This is a genomic window from Ensifer adhaerens (assembly GCF_001270265.1).
In the GTDB taxonomy this organism is placed as follows: domain Bacteria; phylum Pseudomonadota; class Alphaproteobacteria; order Rhizobiales; family Rhizobiaceae; genus Ensifer; species Ensifer adhaerens_B.
Genome location: NZ_LGAP01000026.1, coordinates 54,388 through 69,890, shown reverse-complemented (window position 1 = coordinate 69,890; position 15,503 = coordinate 54,388). Strand labels below are relative to the sequence as shown.

Here is a 15,503-nt window from a genome sequence, read left to right as displayed (position 1 = left end):
CGCGGGATCTCCGCACCGAATGAGATAAAGAGAAGGTCATTACCATGAGACGGGTTGTTGTCACGGGCCTCGGGATCGTTTCCTCGATCGGGAACAATGCCGACGAAGTCACGGCATCGCTGCGCGACGCCAAATCGGGCATCACGTTTTCTCCCGATTTCGCCGAAAACGGCTTCAAATGCCAGGTCTGGGGCGCACCGACGCTCGATCCGACCGATCTCGTCGACCGGCGCGCCATGCGGTTCCTGTCGCAGGGCGGCGCCTGGAACCACGTGGCGATGAAGCAGGCGATCGCCGACTCCGGTCTCGAGGAAGCGGTCATTTCCCGCAACGAGCGCACCGGCATCATCATGGGCTCGGGCGGTCCGTCCACCCGCACCATCGTCGAGGCGGCGGATGTTACCCGCAAGAACGTGAGCCCCAAGCGCATTGGCCCGTTTGCCGTGCCGAAGGCGATGTCGTCGACGGCCTCGGCCACGCTTGCGACCTGGTTCCAGATCCACGGCGTCAACTACTCGATCTCGTCGGCCTGCTCGACGTCGGCCCATTGCATCGGCAATGCCGCGGAGATGATCCAGTGGGGCAAGCAGGACGTGATGTTCGCCGGCGGTCACGAAGACCTGGACTGGACGATGTCCAATCTGTTCGACGCCATGGGCGCGATGTCCTCCAAGTACAACGACACGCCGTCGACCGCCTCGCGCGCCTATGACGTCAGCCGTGACGGCTTCGTCATTGCCGGCGGCGCCGGCGTGCTGGTGCTCGAAGAGCTGGAACATGCCAAGGCGCGCGGCGCCAAGATCTACGCCGAAATCGTCGGCTACGGCGCAACGTCGGACGGCTACGACATGGTCGCCCCATCCGGCGAAGGCGCGATCCGCTGCATGCGCCAGGCGCTCTCGAGCGTGAAGGGCGACGTTGACTACATCAACACGCACGGCACTTCGACCCCGGTCGGCGACAGCAAGGAAATCGGCGCCATCCGCGAAGTGTTCGGCTCCAAGATCCCGCACATCCAGTCGACGAAGTCGCTCACCGGCCACTCGCTGGGTGCTGCCGGCGTCCAGGAATCGATCTACGGCCTCCTGATGATGCAGGGTGGCTTCATCGGCGAGAGCGCCCATATCAGCGAACTCGACCCGGAATTTGACGGTGTGCCGATCGTGCGCAAGCGCATCGACAACGCCAAGATCGATACGGTTCTTTCCAACTCGTTCGGCTTCGGCGGAACCAATGCGACGCTCGTCTTCCAGCGCTACAACGGATAACACCATGACGGGACTGATGAACGGAAAGCGTGGCCTCATCATGGGTGTGGCCAACAACCACTCCATTGCCTGGGGCATCGCCAAGGCGCTGGCAGCACAGGGCGCGGAACTGGCCTTCACCTATCAGGGTGAAGCACTCGGCAAGCGCGTGAAGCCGCTGGCAGCCGAGCTCGGCTCCGACTTTCTGTTGCCTTGCGACGTCGAGGACATCGCCTCCGTCGATACGGTCATCTCGGCCATTAAGGAGCGCTGGGGCAAGCTCGACTTCATCGTCCATGCCATCGGCTTTTCCGACAAGAACGAGCTGAAGGGCCTCTACGCAGACACCAGCCGCGACAACTTCAGCCGCACCATGGTGATCTCCTGCTTCTCCTTCACCGAGATCGCCAAGCGCGCTGCCGAACTGATGAACGACGGCGGCTCGATGCTGACCTTGACCTATGGCGGGTCGGTTCGCGTCATGCCGAACTACAACGTCATGGGCGTCGCCAAAGCAGCGCTCGAAGCCTCCGTGCGCTATCTTGCGGCCGACTACGGCGTGCGCGGCATTCGCGTCAATGCGATTTCCGCCGGCCCGATCCGCACGCTTGCAGGCGCCGGCATTTCCGATGCGCGGGCCATGCTTTCCTGGCAGCAGAAAAATTCGCCGCTCCGCCGCTCCGTCACCATCGACGATGTCGGCGGCTCGGCGCTCTACCTGCTTTCCGACCTGTCGCGCGGCGTCACCGGCGAAATCCACTATGTGGACTCCGGCTACAACATCACCTCGATGCCGGCGCTCGACGCACTCAGGACCGCCGACGCCGAATAACAAGCGACGACGGCAATCTTATCAAGGCCCATGGATCATTCGGTCCATGGGCTTTTTTCATGGGTCGTCGTCAGACGGTCAGCAATCCCGACAGCAGCAGGATGGCAACAAGGCCGATGGCGGCCACGCCGAACATCAAGCAGGCGTGCGACTTTCGAATGGGGCTTGGCATCAACGGCAGGCGATAGAGGCTTTTCAGAAACGGCATCGGCACTTCCGAGGTCGCGCCATGTCCTTCCGCCTGCTTGATATCCCTGACGATGACCTCCGCCACATCCTCGGTCAATGGCGGTCTGCTGGGCCCGAATGTCATTGCACCGCTCCTCCGACGAGAAACACCGACAGCGATGGCATCGTCTGCCTGTTCGCGGCCGATGGCAACGGAATTTCGCGGACGCTTTGTGCCTGTCCTGGCGCCCGCAGAAAAGCAAAAAGGCCGGGCGCTTGGCCCGGCCTTTTGGCGGATACGTGGTGCAGTTTTGCGCTCAGCGCTTGCCCCAGAGAACCTTGAAGCGCGCGTTGCGGCAGGTCTCGCCATATTCCTTGAAGGTCTCGGCCAGCACCTGCTCGTACTGCAGGCCGCGATTGGCGACCAGCATGACCTTGCCGCCCTGCTTCAGCGCCTTGTGCGCCGCCTTGATGATCGCCACGCCCAGCGCCGGTTCGGCGGCGTGGCTCTCGTGGAACGGCGGGTTCATGACGATGAGGTCGTATTTGTCGCGCGGGTCTTCGCTCGTCAGGTCGAACCAGTAGAAGCGCGCCGGCATGCGCGGAGCGTTCGCCATCATGTTGACGCGGGCCGCCTCCAGCGCATCGTGATCGGCCTCGAAGAGGTCGATGCCCTTCGTGCCGGGAGACGCTTCGGCGAGCTTGACCGCGAGATAGCCCCAGCCGGCGCCGAAATCGGCGGCATGGCCGTTGAAATCGCGCGGCAGGCGCGAGGCGAGCAGTTCAGAACCGGCATCGATGCGGTCGTGCGAGAACATGCCAGGCGAAGCCTCGAACAGGCCGTCGACCCGGACCGGCACCTTGGCAAGCTTCTGCACGGCGTCGGTGACGTCGTCGGGCCGCGTGAACCAGAAGGCGACGCCGTGATACTTCGGCAGGTGATCGCCATCCCATTCGAACTTGGCGATGCGCTTTCTCAGCGACTGGATGCCATCTTCCTTGCCGCCGGCAACGACGATGACCGCGCCATCGCGGGTGCGCTTCAGCGCCTCGGCGATGCGGTCCTCGTTTTCACCCTTGTGCTTGCCGCACAGGATCAGCGCGACGTCGTAGTCCTCGCCGGCAACCACGGGCGCCACATCGGCGCGCATGGCCTCCAGGGCGCGATAGAGCGGCCTTAGCGGCTGGACGGCAGCGATCGACGCTCCGAAGCCCTCGGGCAGCCTGTAGCCCGCCTCAGCGCCGAGGAAGAGCACACGCTCGCCCTCGCCCGGCGGGTCGATAACCCCGGTTTCGAACGGGTGGAACAGGGTCTTCAATGCGTCTCGGCTCATCGGTCTCTTCCGTCGATCTCGTACAAGAAAAGGGCGCGGAGCGATCCGCTCCGCGCCCCGAATGCGTTCGGGCAGATGCCGCTTATTCAGCGGCTTCGCCGTCACCCTTCTTTTCTGCAGCAACTTCCTTGCCGGTCGCCTGGTCGACGACCTTCATGGAAAGGCGAACCTTGCCGCGCTCGTCGAAGCCCATCAGCTTGACCCAGACCTTGTCGCCTTCCTTGACGACGTCGGTGGTCTTGGCAACGCGCTCGGCGGCGAGCTGCGAAATGTGGACGAGGCCGTCGCGGGCGCCGAAGAAGTTGACGAAGGCGCCGAAGTCGGCGGTCTTGACAACGGTGCCTTCGTAGATCTGGCCGACTTCCGGCTCGGCAACGATCGAGTGGATCCACTTGCGGGCCGCTTCGATTTCCTTGCCCGACGAAGAAGCGATCTTCACGGTGCCGTCGTCTTCGATGTTGATCTTGGCGCCGGTCTTTTCAACGATTTCGCGGATGACCTTGCCGCCGGAGCCGATGACTTCACGGATCTTGTCGACCGGAATGTTCATGACTTCGATGCGCGGTGCAAATTCGCCCAGCTGGCCGCGGCTTTCGGAAATGGCCTTCGCCATTTCGCCGAGGATGTGGAGACGGCCGCCCTTGGCCTGGTTGAGCGCGATGCCCATGATCTCTTCGGTGATGCCCTCGATCTTGATGTCCATCTGGAGCGAGGTGATGCCGGCGTCGGTGCCTGCAACCTTGAAGTCCATGTCGCCGAGGTGATCTTCGTCGCCGAGGATGTCGGAGAGAACGGCGAAGCGCTCATCTTCCTTGATCAGGCCCATGGCGATACCGGCAACCGGCTTTGCAAGCGGCACGCCTGCATCCATGAGAGCGAGCGAGGTGCCGCAGACCGTCGCCATCGACGACGAGCCGTTGGATTCGGTGATCTCGGAAACGACGCGCAGTGTGTAGGGGAACTGCTCGGCTTCCGGCAGCATCGGGCGGATAGCGCGCCAGGCGAGCTTGCCGTGACCGATTTCGCGGCGGCCCGGGGAGCCCATGCGGCCAGTTTCACCGACCGAGAAGGGCGGGAAGTTGTAGTGCAGCATAAAGCGTTCTTTGTACATGCCGGTCAGGCTGTCGACGTACTGTTCGTCTTCGCCGGTGCCGAGCGTGGCAACGACGATCGCCTGCGTTTCACCGCGGGTGAACAGCGCCGAACCGTGCGTGCGCGGCAGAAGGCCGACTTCCGAGACGATCGGGCGAACGGTTTCGAGATCGCGGCCGTCGATGCGGCTCTTGGTGTCGAGGATGTTCCAACGAACGATCTTGGCCTGCAGGTGCTTGAAGACAGCGCCGATAACCTCAGGCGTATGCGCCGGGTTCTCGATGCCTTCCGGCAGGAAGTGGGCCTTGACCTTCGCCTTGACGGCGTCGACGGCGGCGTAGCGGGCAGCCTTCTCGGTGATCTTGTAGGCGTTGCGCAGTTCGTCTTCGGCAAGCGAAAGCATGGCGTTCTCGAGAGCGGAATGATCTTCCGGTTCGAATTCGCGCGGCTCCTTGGCGGCAACTTCAGCCAGCTTGATGATGGCGTCGATGACCGGCTGGAAACCCTTCTGGCCGAACACGACGGCGCCGAGCATGATGTCTTCGCCCAGTTCCTTGGCTTCCGACTCGACCATCAGCACGGCTTCCTGCGTGCCGGCGACGACGAGGTCGAGGGTCGATTCGTCCATCTCGTCGAGATGCGGGTTGAGAACGTACTGGCCGTTGATGTAGCCGACGCGCGCGCCGCCGATCGGGCCCATGAACGGGATGCCGGACAGCGTCAGCGCAGCGGAAGCTGCAACCATCGACAGGATGTCGGGATTGTTTTCGAGGTCATGCTGCATGACCGTGACGATAACCTGGGTGTCGTTCTTGTAGCCATCGGGGAAAAGCGGGCGGATCGGGCGGTCGATCAGGCGCGAAACCAGCGTTTCGTTTTCGCTCGGACGACCTTCGCGCTTGAAGTAGCCACCCGGGATCTTGCCGGCGGCGTAGGTCTTTTCCTGGTAGTTGACGGTCAGCGGGAAGAAGTCCTGGCCCGGCTTCGGCGACTTGGCCGAAACGACGGTGGCGAGAACGACGGTTTCGCCGTAGGTGGCAAGAACGGCGCCGTCAGCCTGACGGGCGACCTTACCGGTTTCGAGCTTGAGCGGACGCCCAGCCCATTCGATTTCAACCTTATGGGTATCGAACATGTTCTGTCCTTCGTGTGCGGCAGACCTTTCCGCGGCTGTTGCAGCGCGGGTGGTCGAAAAACCGCCTGGTATGGCGCATCACGGGCAAGACAACGGGAGGCTTCAAAAGAGACCGGCCGCTTTCCGCTTTGCAAAACCTGGCTGCCCCGCAGCGGGTTCTGCAAGCAGGCGCCGAAGCATCCTGCAATCCTGCCCCATGACGGGCCATCGGTTGATCCGCGGATCCGGCCCATCCGGCCCGCTGGATACCTCTCCTTGTGTGCGCCTAGTGCGCTTGCGGAGAGTTCATTTCCTGAGCGCTCTGCGCTCCATAATAAAAAAGGCCGGCGGACCGCAAGCGGTCCGCCGGGCAAGTCGCTTAGCGACGGATGCCGAGGGCACCAATCAGCTTGGTGTAGCGCGCTTCGTCTTTCTTCTTCAGATAGTCGAGGAGCGAACGACGGCTGGAAACCATCGCGAGAAGACCACGGCGGGAATGGTTATCCTTCTTGTGGCCCTTGAAGTGTTCGGTCAGGTTGTTGATCCGTTCCGTCAGGATAGCAACCTGGACTTCCGGAGAACCGGTGTCGCCTTCAACGGTTGCATATTCCTTGATGAGCTGAGCCTTACGCTCTGCAGCAATCGACATCAGATGATCCTTTCGATTTCGAGGATTTAGGGACGCCTTCAGCCGGGATGTCGTCCAGCTGCGGCCGTGAATGCAACGGGCATGCGCCTTTTGCTGGCGTGCCTATAACCGAATTGGATCAAAAAGGAAAGGGTCATGAAAATGGCCCTGGGGCGATGGCCGGGCGCCTCTCAATTACCGGTTGGTCGCGGGCGCATCGGCGCCGACTTCAGCTGGTCGCCGTCAACGGGAACACAGTCGAGATAGGCGGCAAACACCCAGCCGAGTTCTCCGGCGTCGCTCGAAACAAGCGCCCAGCCCTTGCCCGCATGCCTGCTTTCGCCGACGCGGCGAACCTTGCTGCCATTGGCCAAGGTCATGACGATCCGGCCATTCGGTTCCGTTCGGACATTGAGCGGCGTGCCGGTCGGATCTGCGACGACACAGGCGATGTCCCCGCCGGCGGCGGGGGCGACGGCCATCAGGCTCAACACGCCTGAGAGAATGCCGATGCGAACTGTCCGTACCCGCATTTCCGCTCCTTTCAAAAAACCAACCCGCATGACCCTCAAGGCTCCGCGTCGTCGCCGTCCTTCGCATCCCTGGGGATGTTGATCCGCCACTCGATGCCGTCAGGATGCATGATCCGTTCAAGCTCGGCTTTCAACGCCATGCCGAGCATGCGTTCCAGCACCAGCGTGCCAAAGCCCTTGCGGCTCCGGGTCGTCGCGGCGGCGATGTCGGCGCCCTCCTCCCGCCAGCGAATGGCTATGCCCTCGTCGGACAGCGACCAACTGAGCTTGACGACACCGGTGGTATTGGCAAGCGCACCATATTTTGTGGCGTTCGTCGCCAGCTCATGCAGGGCCATGCCGAGCGTCTGGGCGATCTGGGTGTCCAATCGCAACGCGGGACCCGACAGGACGACGCGCTTGGGATCATCCGGCGTGAAAGGCTGTAACTGGTTCTGGGCGAGTTCCCGGAAGTCGACGCCCTGGGCGGCGTTGGCGATCATCAGATCGGTCGAGCGGGCAAGGCCGGCAATGCGCCTGCGGAAGGATTCTGCGAAGTCGGCAACGCTTTCGGCCGAATGCACCGACTGGTTCAGCATCGACTGGATCACCGTCAGCTGATTCTTCGAGCGATGGGCAACCTCGCGCATGAGGAAGCGGATCTCGCTCTCGGCCTTGGTGCGCGACGCCGCCGCCTTGGCAAGGGCTGCGGATACGGTTTCGACTTCGGCGATCATATGCGGGCGCGGCTCGATGCGCTCGCCCGCGCCGAGACGGCGCGCATCGAGCGCGACGAGCTTGACCCCTTGCGACAAGAGCCGTGCGATTGCCAGCGAGCCCGCAATGGCAATGCCGGCAAAGATGATGCCGCCGAGCGACAGCCACAGAAACGACCAGACGGCCGGCGCATCGACCGCGGCGCGCGGCGCCCAGGCGATGATCCGCCAGCCGGTCACGACGGAAAACTCCGTGGCCACCCGATAGGCGGTGCCGTTCTCGGTGATGTTGCGCACGCCGATGCTGATCGCCGGCACCTTGTCGAGGAAGAACGGTTCACCCGCCTTGACCCCGGCATCCGATGAAATGATGACCTTGCCGTTACCGTCGACCAGAGCGGCATTCCAGCCCGGCGACAGGGTTTCGCGGTTCACGGCCTTTGCCATGCTCTCGGCGTTCCGCGTCAGGGTGAGCAGATATTCCTCGCCGGTTGGAAGTTTCGCCGGCAAATAAACGTTGAAGACCCATTTTTCGGCCGTCTGGCCAAAGAACACGTTCGACACCAGCGGCGCGCCATTGTTGGTGAAAGCCCGCTCGACCGAGGCGGAGTCGGAGGCCTTGGCGAGCGGTGTACCGAGGGGCACTCGCGTGTTCATGCGCTGATTGTGCTTGCGGTCGATGACGATCAGGTAGGAGTCGGTGTCGGCGAGCGCCGTCGAAGCCCTGCGATAGAAGGCCTCCATGTCACCGCCCTCCATCGCTGGCGCGGTCGAGAGTACCTTCAGCGTCGTCAGCATGCCCTCGACGTCACGCTCGACGATGCGGGTCACCGATCCGGTCGAAGCCTGCAGCAGCGCCGTGATGACCTGCTCCTGCGCGTCGACGCTTCGCTTCAGCACCACGAGTGAAAAGATGAATGCGGGAACGATCGCGATCAAAAGCAGCGATGTCAGGTAGAAGCGGAAAGGCCGCGTCAGGCGGTGGCGAATGAAATCGAGAGCTGCCGCCCCGCGACCCACGGTACTCTTCCTTCCCTCTTGCGAAACCTGCGCCAACTGCACCGCCTCTCAATTATCGAGCCGCGCATCGAGCAGGACGCGCCGTTCTCGCGACCGCCGAACGGCGGCCGTCATCGGAGCGACCGGAGGGATCGCAAGCGAACGCTGCCTGCGACCGAGAAACGAGATCGTTTCGAAGCGGTCGCAAGCCCTTGGGCGGGATCATGCGTCAGCGATGCGGCAAACGCAAATGCTGGAATCGAAGAGATCAGCCGACGGCAAAGACGCGCTTAGGACGGAACTCGCCCTCGGCGATTTCGCCGATGGCGATCAGCTTGCCGCGAGCCGTGGCATAGGCTTCGGGCGTTGCCAAAGGCGCATCGCGGCCACGAAGGATAATCGGATTGCCCATCTTCAGCCGGTGCGCCTGGTCGTCGTTGACGGCGATATGTGGCAGGCTGGAGAGCGCCTCGCCGGTTTCGATCACAAAGGCGTCAAGTGCGGCCAATCGCTCCTCGTCGCTTTCGATCTTTTCCAGCGCGACCAGATCGGCAAGCGGCACCATGTCGTCTTCACCGAACGGCGCCACGAAGGTGCGCCGCAGCGAAGCGATGTGTCCGAAACAGCCGAGATCGCGGCCCATGTCGCGGGCAAGCGAGCGGACGTAAGTGCCCTTGCCGCATTCGATCTCGAACTGGGCGAGATTGGGCGTGGCACCGAGCAGCGTCAGGCGAAAGACCTCGACTTCGCGCGCCGGAATATCGACGGTTTCACCATCGCGGGCGAGATCATAGGCACGCTCGCCGTCGATCTTGATCGCCGAGAACTGCGGCGGCACCTGGCTGATGACGCCGGTATAGTTCGGCAGCAGGGCGCGGATCGCCTCTTCCGTCGGGCGTTCGGCCGAGGAATGGGTCACCTGGCCTTCGAGGTCGTCGGTCGAGCGCTCTTCGCCCCAGGCCACGGTAAATTCGTAGATCTTGCGGCCGTCCATGACATAGGGAACGGTCTTGGTCGCGTCGCCAAGGGCGATCGGCAGCATGCCGGAAGCCAGCGGATCGAGCGTGCCGGCATGGCCGGCCTTCTGCGCCTTGAACAGCCACTTGATCTTGGAAACGGCTTCGGTCGAGCCGAAATCGAGCGGCTTGTCGAGGATCAGCCAACCGGAAATCGGGCGGCCCTTGGGTTTACGCGGTTTGGACATGAACTCTTCTATTCTTCGTCTTCGGTATTCGGATCGAGATCGCGGCTCACTTCGGGTGAGCGAAGGAGGGCGTCGATCTTCTTGTAGTTGTCGAAGCTCGTATCGTCGCGGAAACGAACGTCGGGCATATACTTCATCTGGCGAAGCTGGGGCCCGAGCCGGCCGCGAATATACTTGGCATTGCGGTTCAGCGCCTCGATGACTTCCGCATGGTTGGGAACGCCGAGCGGCGTCACATAGGCGGTCGCAATCTTCAGATCGGGCGACATGCGCACTTCGGAGATCGCGATCAGCGTCTTCTCGATGACGGGATCGCGGACTTCGCCACGCTGCAGAACCTGCGTGATCGCGGCGCGCACCTGTTCACCGATGCGCAGCATGCGCTGGGATGGGGCAGAGGATGTGGCTCTGGTCATTGGTCAATACCTCAAAAAAATGCGAGCGCCGAAGGATAACCCGGCGCCCGCACAATTTCTAATCGGACGGATCTTACAGTGTCCGCGTGATGTGTTCGACGCGGAAGCACTCGATCGTATCGCCTGCGCGGATGTCTTCGTAGTTCTCGAACGCCATACCGCATTCCTGACCGACGTTGACTTCCGAGACTTCGTCCTTGAAGCGCTTGAGCGTCTTGAGCTTGCCTTCGTGGATAACGACGTTGTCGCGAACCAGACGGACGCCGACGCCACGCTCGACCTTGCCTTCGGTGACGCGGCAACCCGCGACCTTGCCGACCTTGGTGATGTTGAACACCTCCAGGATCTCGGCGTTGCCGAGGAAGGTTTCGCGACGCTCGGGCGAGAGCAGACCGGACATCGCCGCCTTAACGTCATCCACCAGATCGTAGATGATGTTGTAGTAGCGGATCTCGATGCCTGCACGCTCGGCAGCAGAACGGGCCTGGTTGTTGGCACGAACGTTGAAGCCGATGATGGCGGCATTCGATGCTTCGGCCAGCGAGATATCCGACTCGGTGATACCACCGGCGCCGGAATGGACGATGCGCGCACGCACTTCGTCGGTTCCGAGCTTGTCCAGCGCACCGGCGATCGCTTCGATCGAACCCTGCACGTCACCCTTGATGACGAGCGGGAACTCCTTCAGACCGGATGTCTGGAGCTGGGTCATCATCTGCTCGAGCGAACCGCGCGAACCGGACTGACGGGCAACCGCCTTGTCGCGGGCGAGCCGCAGACGGTATTCCGAGATCTCGCGAGCGCGGCTTTCGTTTTCGACGACGGCGAACTTGTCGCCCGCTGCCGGCGTGCCCGAAAGGCCGAGAACTTCGACCGGCATCGACGGGCCGGCTTCCTTGACGTGTTCACCCTTGTCGTTGACCAGAGCGCGCACACGGCCCCATTGGTCGCCGGCGACGATGATCTGGCCCGGACGCAGCGTGCCCTTCTGAACGAGCACGGTTGCGACGGCGCCGCGACCACGGTCGAGTTCGGCTTCAACCACCGTACCCTCGGCCGTCCGGTTCGGATTGGCCTTGAGGTCGAGGATTTCCGCCTGCAGCAGGATCGCTTCGAGGAGCTTGTCGAGGTTGGTGCCGTTCTTCGCCGACACTTCAACGTCGAGAACTTCACCGCCCATGGATTCGACGAAGACTTCGTGCTGCAGAAGTTCGGTGCGAACCTTCTGAGCATTGGCCGTCGGCTTGTCGATCTTGTTGATCGCCACGATGATCGGAACACCAGCCGCCTTGGCGTGGTTGATGGATTCGATCGTCTGCGGCATCACGCTGTCGTCGGCCGCAACCACCAGAATGGCAATGTCGGTCGCCTGGGCACCGCGGGCACGCATGGCGGTGAACGCCGCGTGGCCCGGGGTATCGATGAAGGTGATCTTGTTGCCGTTCTGCTCGACCTGATAGGCGCCGATGTGCTGGGTGATGCCACCCGCTTCGCCGGCAACCACGTTGGCATGACGGATGGCGTCGAGCAGCGAGGTCTTGCCGTGGTCGACGTGACCCATGATCGTGACGATCGGCGGACGCGAAACCAGTTCTTCCTCGATGTCGGACACGTTGAAGATGCCTTCTTCGACGTCGGACTCGGAAACGCGCTTCACGGTGTGGCCGAATTCGCCGGCGATGAGCTCGGCCAGGTCGGCGTCGATCAGATCGCCGGGCTTCATCATCTGGCCTTCCTTCATCAGGTACTTGATGACGTCGACGGCGCGTTCGGACATGCGCTGCGACAGTTCCTGAATAGTGATGGTTTCCGGCAGAACGACTTCACGCGAAATCTTCTCGCGGGTCTCCTGCATCTGGCTGCGCTTGAACTTTTCCTGACGGCGACGCATCGCCGACAGCGAACGGGCGCGCTGGCCGGCATCCTCGTCGGCAGCGGTGGTCAGCGTCAGCTTGCCCTGGCGGCGACCATCGTCACCCTTCGGGCGCGTTACCGGCTTTGCCGGCTCCGGACGCACGACCTTGCCACGAACCGGACCTGCGCCGGGGCGCGGGCCACGATCGTCATCCTTTTCGTTGTCGACCTTGCGACCGCGCAGAGCACCGGCCGGTGCCGGCGTCGGAATGGCTGCTGCCGGGGCAGCGGGCCGTCCGGCCTGCGGGCGATTGTCGACGCGACGCTCAGTGACCGCCGGTGCGCGAGCAGCCACGGGGCGCTCTTCGACAACCTCTTCGGCCTTGGCTTCGGGCTCGACAGCCGGGCGTGCTGCTTCTTCTGCGGCGCGGCGTGCGGCTTCTTCCTTCTCCTGCAGGAGACGGGCTTCTTCCTCACGCTTGCGGCGCGCTTCATTCTCGGCGCGGATGACCGCTTCTTCGGCTTCGCGGATCTGCGCTTCGGCCAGAGCACGGCGGCGCGCATCGATCTCACCGGCGGAAAGCTGGTTCAGAACGACGCCGACGCGCGGACGGTTCGCCTGGTTGGCTTCCTGGCGCGTCTGGTGCTGCTGTGGCTGCGGGGCCGGGCGGCCCGAAGGCTGCGGCTGAGCCGGACGCGGCTCGGCCGGCCGTGCGGCGGGAGCCGCGGCCACCGGCGTGATCGGCCGCTCGTCCTTGGGGCGGTGGAAGGGGCGCTTCTTGGTTTCGACCACGACCGCCTTGGTGCGGCCACGGCCCATGTCCTGACGCACGGTCCCCTGCGAAACCCCGGAGGGCTTCAGGGTCAGCGTCTTCTTGCCTGCTGCGCTGCCTGTCTTGTCGTCGTTGTTGTCGGTCATTCCGTTCCGTTCCTAGCGATCAGGGCCGGATGCGTATCACCTGACCCTGTCTTCCAAATTGTCTCAAACAATGTACGCGATGCCGGATTTTGCCGGTGACGCGCGTCATTGCTGTGGCTTGCCAGCGCCGCCTTCGGCCCGGACCGGGACGGATCCACGGTACTTTTCGAGCATGATTGCGCGCTTCACTACACCCTCACCCGCCTGCCCTGCAAGCGTTGCGGCATGGATAAAAGCATTACTTCCCAAAAGGCCCTCCATTTCCGCCGCCGTGAAGGGGCGGAACGCGGGTATTTCCGTTTCATGTTCAACCACAAAGCTCATCGCCTTGCGGGCCTGGTCTATCTTGCGGACGCCGTCGGCTGCCGCATCACTCGCGTGGAAGACGGCGAGTGCCGCCAATCCACGAACGGCCTGCTCCGTCTTCGTCGCGCCGGAGATGAACTGGGCCGCCTTGCGCGCCATGTTCATCATGCCGGCAAGCTGCTCGACGAGCAGCCTGTCCACGTCGTCGGCAAGCGTCGCATCGACCTTGACGTCGGCCTTCAAGGCCCGGGCGAAGAGCTTCTTCGCCATGGCCTTTTCGACCAGCGCCCGCTCCGCCTTGATCCAGCAGCCGCGCCCCGGAAGCTGACGCTTCAGATCGGGAACGATGCGGCCGTCGGGTCCGGCGACGAAGCGGATCAGATCGTCGGGCGAGCCACTCTCGCGCGTGACGATGCAAGTCCGGGTGCTGCCGCTCTTGTCCTTCGGACCCTTGTCCGAAGGCAGAGCGTCAGCGTCAGTCGATGCGGTGGTCGCCATCAGGCGTCCTGTTCCGCGCCTTCGGCAACCTCGATCGCCTCATCTTCTTCCTGCTCGACGGCAAGGTCGTCTTCCGTGATCCAGCCGGCAGCAAGGCGGGCCTGAACGATCATGGCTTCAGCGTCGGCGCGCGAAACCTCGAACTTCGAGAACGTGCCCTCGAAGCGCTTGGTCTCGCCGTCCTTGCGTTCGCTCCAGCCGACCAGGTCGTCGGCGGCGCAACCGGCAAAGTCCTCGATGGTCTTGATGCCTTCCTCGCCGAGCGCGACCAGCATCGGGCTGGTCAGACCATTGATCGTGCGCAGTTCGTCGGCAACGCCGAGTTCCTTGCGCTTGGCATCCATCTCGGCTTCCAGCTTGTCCAGATACTCGCGAGCGCGGGTCTGGATTTCGGTGGCCGTTTCGTCGTCGAAGCCGTCGATCGAGGCAATTTCGTCGAGATCGACATAGGCAAGCTCCTCGACGGCCGCGAAGCCTTCGGAAGCCAGAACCTGGCCGACCATCTCGTCGACGTCGAGCGAATCCATAAACAGGTTGGTGCGCTCGTTGAATTCCTTCTGGCGACGTTCGCTCTCTTCCTGCTCGGTGAGGATGTCGATATCCCAGCCGGTCAGCTGCGAGGCGAGGCGAACGTTCTGGCCGCGGCGGCCGATGGCCAGCGACAGCTGCTCGTCCGGAACCACCACTTCGATGCGCTCAGCATCTTCGTCGAGAACGACCTTGGCGACTTCCGCCGGCTGCAGCGCGTTGACGATGAACGATGCCGGATCCTGCGACCACGGAATGATATCGATCTTTTCGCCCTGCAGTTCGCCTACAACGGCCTGAACGCGCGAACCGCGCATACCGACGCAGGCGCCGACCGGATCGATCGAGCTATCGTTCGAGATCACGGCGATCTTGGCGCGCGAACCCGGATCGCGGGCAACCGACTTGATCTGGATGATGCCGTCGTAGATCTCAGGCACTTCCATGGTGAAGAGCTTGACCATGAACTGCGGATGCGTGCGCGAGAGGAAGATCTGCGGGCCGCGCTGTTCGCGGCGAACGTCGTAGACGAAGGCGCGGACGCGGTCGCCGTAGCGCATGTTTTCGCGCGGGATCATCTCGTCGCGACGGATGATGCCTTCGCCACGGCCGAGATCGACGATGACGTTGCCGTATTCGACGCGCTTGACGGTGCCGTTGACGATCTCGCCGACGCGATCCTTGAATTCGTCGAACTGACGGTCACGCTCGGCTTCGCGAACCTTCTGCACGATGACCTGCTTGGCCGACTGGGCGGCGATACGGCCGAAATCCATCGGCGGCAGCGGGTCGGCGATGAAGTCGCCGAGCTTGGCGTCCGGGTTGCGGTCGCGGGCCAGTTCGAGCGGGATCTGGGTGGAATAGTCTTCCGCCTTCTCGACCACTTCCAGGAGACGCTGCAGGCGGATTTCGCCGGTCTTGGAATTGATGTCGGCGCGGATGTTCGATTCCGAACCATAGCGGGAACGCGCGGCCTTCTGGATCGCATCGGCCATCGCGGCCAGAACGATCTCGCGGTCGATCACCTTTTCGCGTGCCACTGCATCTGCGATCTGCAGAAGCTCGAGCCGGTTAGCACTGACTGCCATCTCATGTCTCCGTCTGGTTGCAGGGGGCCTCAAGCACCGCCCCGGCTT

The 15,503-nt window shown here is 63.0% G+C and carries 13 protein-coding genes; 2 read left to right on the top strand and 11 right to left on the bottom strand.

Features of this window, described 5'->3' with window-relative positions:
- Window positions 1–44: 44 nt before the first annotated feature.
- Both fabB and fabI read left to right on the top strand, forming a co-directional pair.
- Entirely contained in the window at window positions 45–1,268 is a 1,224-nt protein-coding gene (fabB, locus tag AC244_RS26830; protein WP_053251880.1) for a beta-ketoacyl-ACP synthase I, read from the top strand.
- A 4-nt stretch (window positions 1,269–1,272) separates the two neighbouring features.
- Window positions 1,273–2,079 (top strand): enoyl-ACP reductase FabI, encoded by an 807-nt coding sequence (fabI, locus tag AC244_RS26825; protein ID WP_053251879.1) that lies wholly within the window; start codon window positions 1,273–1,275, stop codon window positions 2,077–2,079.
- A gap of 70 nt (window positions 2,080–2,149) precedes the next feature.
- Here fabI and AC244_RS37685 read toward each other — a convergent pair whose 3' ends face one another.
- The 11 genes from AC244_RS37685 to nusA all read right to left on the bottom strand — a co-directional run bounded on the left by AC244_RS37685 (window position 2,150) and on the right by nusA (window position 15,455).
- On the bottom strand, window positions 2,150–2,392 hold the full coding sequence (locus tag AC244_RS37685; RefSeq protein ID WP_053251878.1) for a hypothetical protein: 243 nt from the start codon (window positions 2,390–2,392) through the stop codon (window positions 2,150–2,152).
- A gap of 172 nt (window positions 2,393–2,564) precedes the next feature.
- A complete protein-coding gene (locus tag AC244_RS26815; protein WP_053251877.1) occupies window positions 2,565–3,581 on the bottom strand; it encodes a class I SAM-dependent methyltransferase in 1,017 nt (338 codons plus the stop codon).
- An 82-nt stretch (window positions 3,582–3,663) separates the two neighbouring features.
- Window positions 3,664–5,808: a polyribonucleotide nucleotidyltransferase gene (gene pnp / locus AC244_RS26810; RefSeq protein WP_053251876.1), complete on the bottom strand. Its 2,145-nt coding sequence runs from the start codon at window positions 5,806–5,808 to the stop codon at window positions 3,664–3,666.
- Between the two features lie 358 nt (window positions 5,809–6,166).
- Entirely contained in the window at window positions 6,167–6,436 is a 270-nt protein-coding gene (rpsO, locus tag AC244_RS26805; protein WP_025425494.1) for a 30S ribosomal protein S15, read from the bottom strand.
- 170 nt (window positions 6,437–6,606) lie between these two features.
- Window positions 6,607–6,948, bottom strand: a complete 342-nt coding sequence (locus tag AC244_RS26800; protein ID WP_053251875.1) for an SH3 domain-containing protein — start codon at window positions 6,946–6,948, stop codon at window positions 6,607–6,609.
- A gap of 35 nt (window positions 6,949–6,983) precedes the next feature.
- Complete coding sequence (locus AC244_RS26795; RefSeq protein WP_053251874.1) at window positions 6,984–8,699, bottom strand: sensor histidine kinase; 1,716 nt, start codon at window positions 8,697–8,699, stop codon at window positions 6,984–6,986.
- Window positions 8,700–8,910: 211 nt separating this feature from the next.
- Window positions 8,911–9,846, bottom strand: a complete 936-nt coding sequence (truB, locus tag AC244_RS26790) for a tRNA pseudouridine(55) synthase TruB (RefSeq protein ID WP_053251873.1) — start codon at window positions 9,844–9,846, stop codon at window positions 8,911–8,913.
- An 8-nt stretch (window positions 9,847–9,854) separates the two neighbouring features.
- Window positions 9,855–10,262 (bottom strand): 30S ribosome-binding factor RbfA, encoded by a 408-nt coding sequence (gene rbfA / locus AC244_RS26785; protein WP_053251872.1) that lies wholly within the window; start codon window positions 10,260–10,262, stop codon window positions 9,855–9,857.
- A 73-nt stretch (window positions 10,263–10,335) separates the two neighbouring features.
- Entirely contained in the window at window positions 10,336–13,035 is a 2,700-nt protein-coding gene (gene infB / locus AC244_RS26780) for a translation initiation factor IF-2 (protein ID WP_053251871.1), read from the bottom strand.
- Between the two features lie 105 nt (window positions 13,036–13,140).
- On the bottom strand, window positions 13,141–13,839 hold the full coding sequence (locus tag AC244_RS26775) for an RNA-binding protein (protein ID WP_053251870.1): 699 nt from the start codon (window positions 13,837–13,839) through the stop codon (window positions 13,141–13,143).
- Window positions 13,839–15,455 carry a transcription termination factor NusA gene (gene nusA / locus AC244_RS26770; RefSeq protein WP_053251869.1) on the bottom strand — a complete coding sequence of 539 codons (1,617 nt, stop codon included), beginning with the start codon at window positions 15,453–15,455 and terminating at the stop codon, window positions 13,839–13,841. Before nusA ends, AC244_RS26775 begins: the two co-directional genes overlap by 1 nt.
- Between the last annotated feature and the right edge of the window lie 48 nt (window positions 15,456–15,503).

Coding starts and splice junctions, on each gene's coding strand:
- AC244_RS26800 (WP_053251875.1), bottom strand. CDS start 6,948: ATGCGGGTACGGACAGTTCGCATCGGCATTCTCTCAGGCGTGTTGAGC.
- AC244_RS26775 (WP_053251870.1), bottom strand. CDS start 13,839: ATGGCGACCACCGCATCGACTGACGCTGACGCTCTGCCTTCGGACAAG.
- fabB (WP_053251880.1), top strand. CDS start 45: ATGAGACGGGTTGTTGTCACGGGCCTCGGGATCGTTTCCTCGATCGGG.
- nusA (WP_053251869.1), bottom strand. CDS start 15,455: ATGGCAGTCAGTGCTAACCGGCTCGAGCTTCTGCAGATCGCAGATGCA.
- AC244_RS37685 (WP_053251878.1), bottom strand. CDS start 2,392: ATGACATTCGGGCCCAGCAGACCGCCATTGACCGAGGATGTGGCGGAG.
- AC244_RS26815 (WP_053251877.1), bottom strand. CDS start 3,581: ATGAGCCGAGACGCATTGAAGACCCTGTTCCACCCGTTCGAAACCGGG.
- truB (WP_053251873.1), bottom strand. CDS start 9,846: ATGTCCAAACCGCGTAAACCCAAGGGCCGCCCGATTTCCGGTTGGCTG.
- pnp (WP_053251876.1), bottom strand. CDS start 5,808: ATGTTCGATACCCATAAGGTTGAAATCGAATGGGCTGGGCGTCCGCTC.
- infB (WP_053251871.1), bottom strand. CDS start 13,035: ATGACCGACAACAACGACGACAAGACAGGCAGCGCAGCAGGCAAGAAG.
- rbfA (WP_053251872.1), bottom strand. CDS start 10,262: ATGACCAGAGCCACATCCTCTGCCCCATCCCAGCGCATGCTGCGCATC.
- rpsO (WP_025425494.1), bottom strand. CDS start 6,436: ATGTCGATTGCTGCAGAGCGTAAGGCTCAGCTCATCAAGGAATATGCA.
- fabI (WP_053251879.1), top strand. CDS start 1,273: ATGACGGGACTGATGAACGGAAAGCGTGGCCTCATCATGGGTGTGGCC.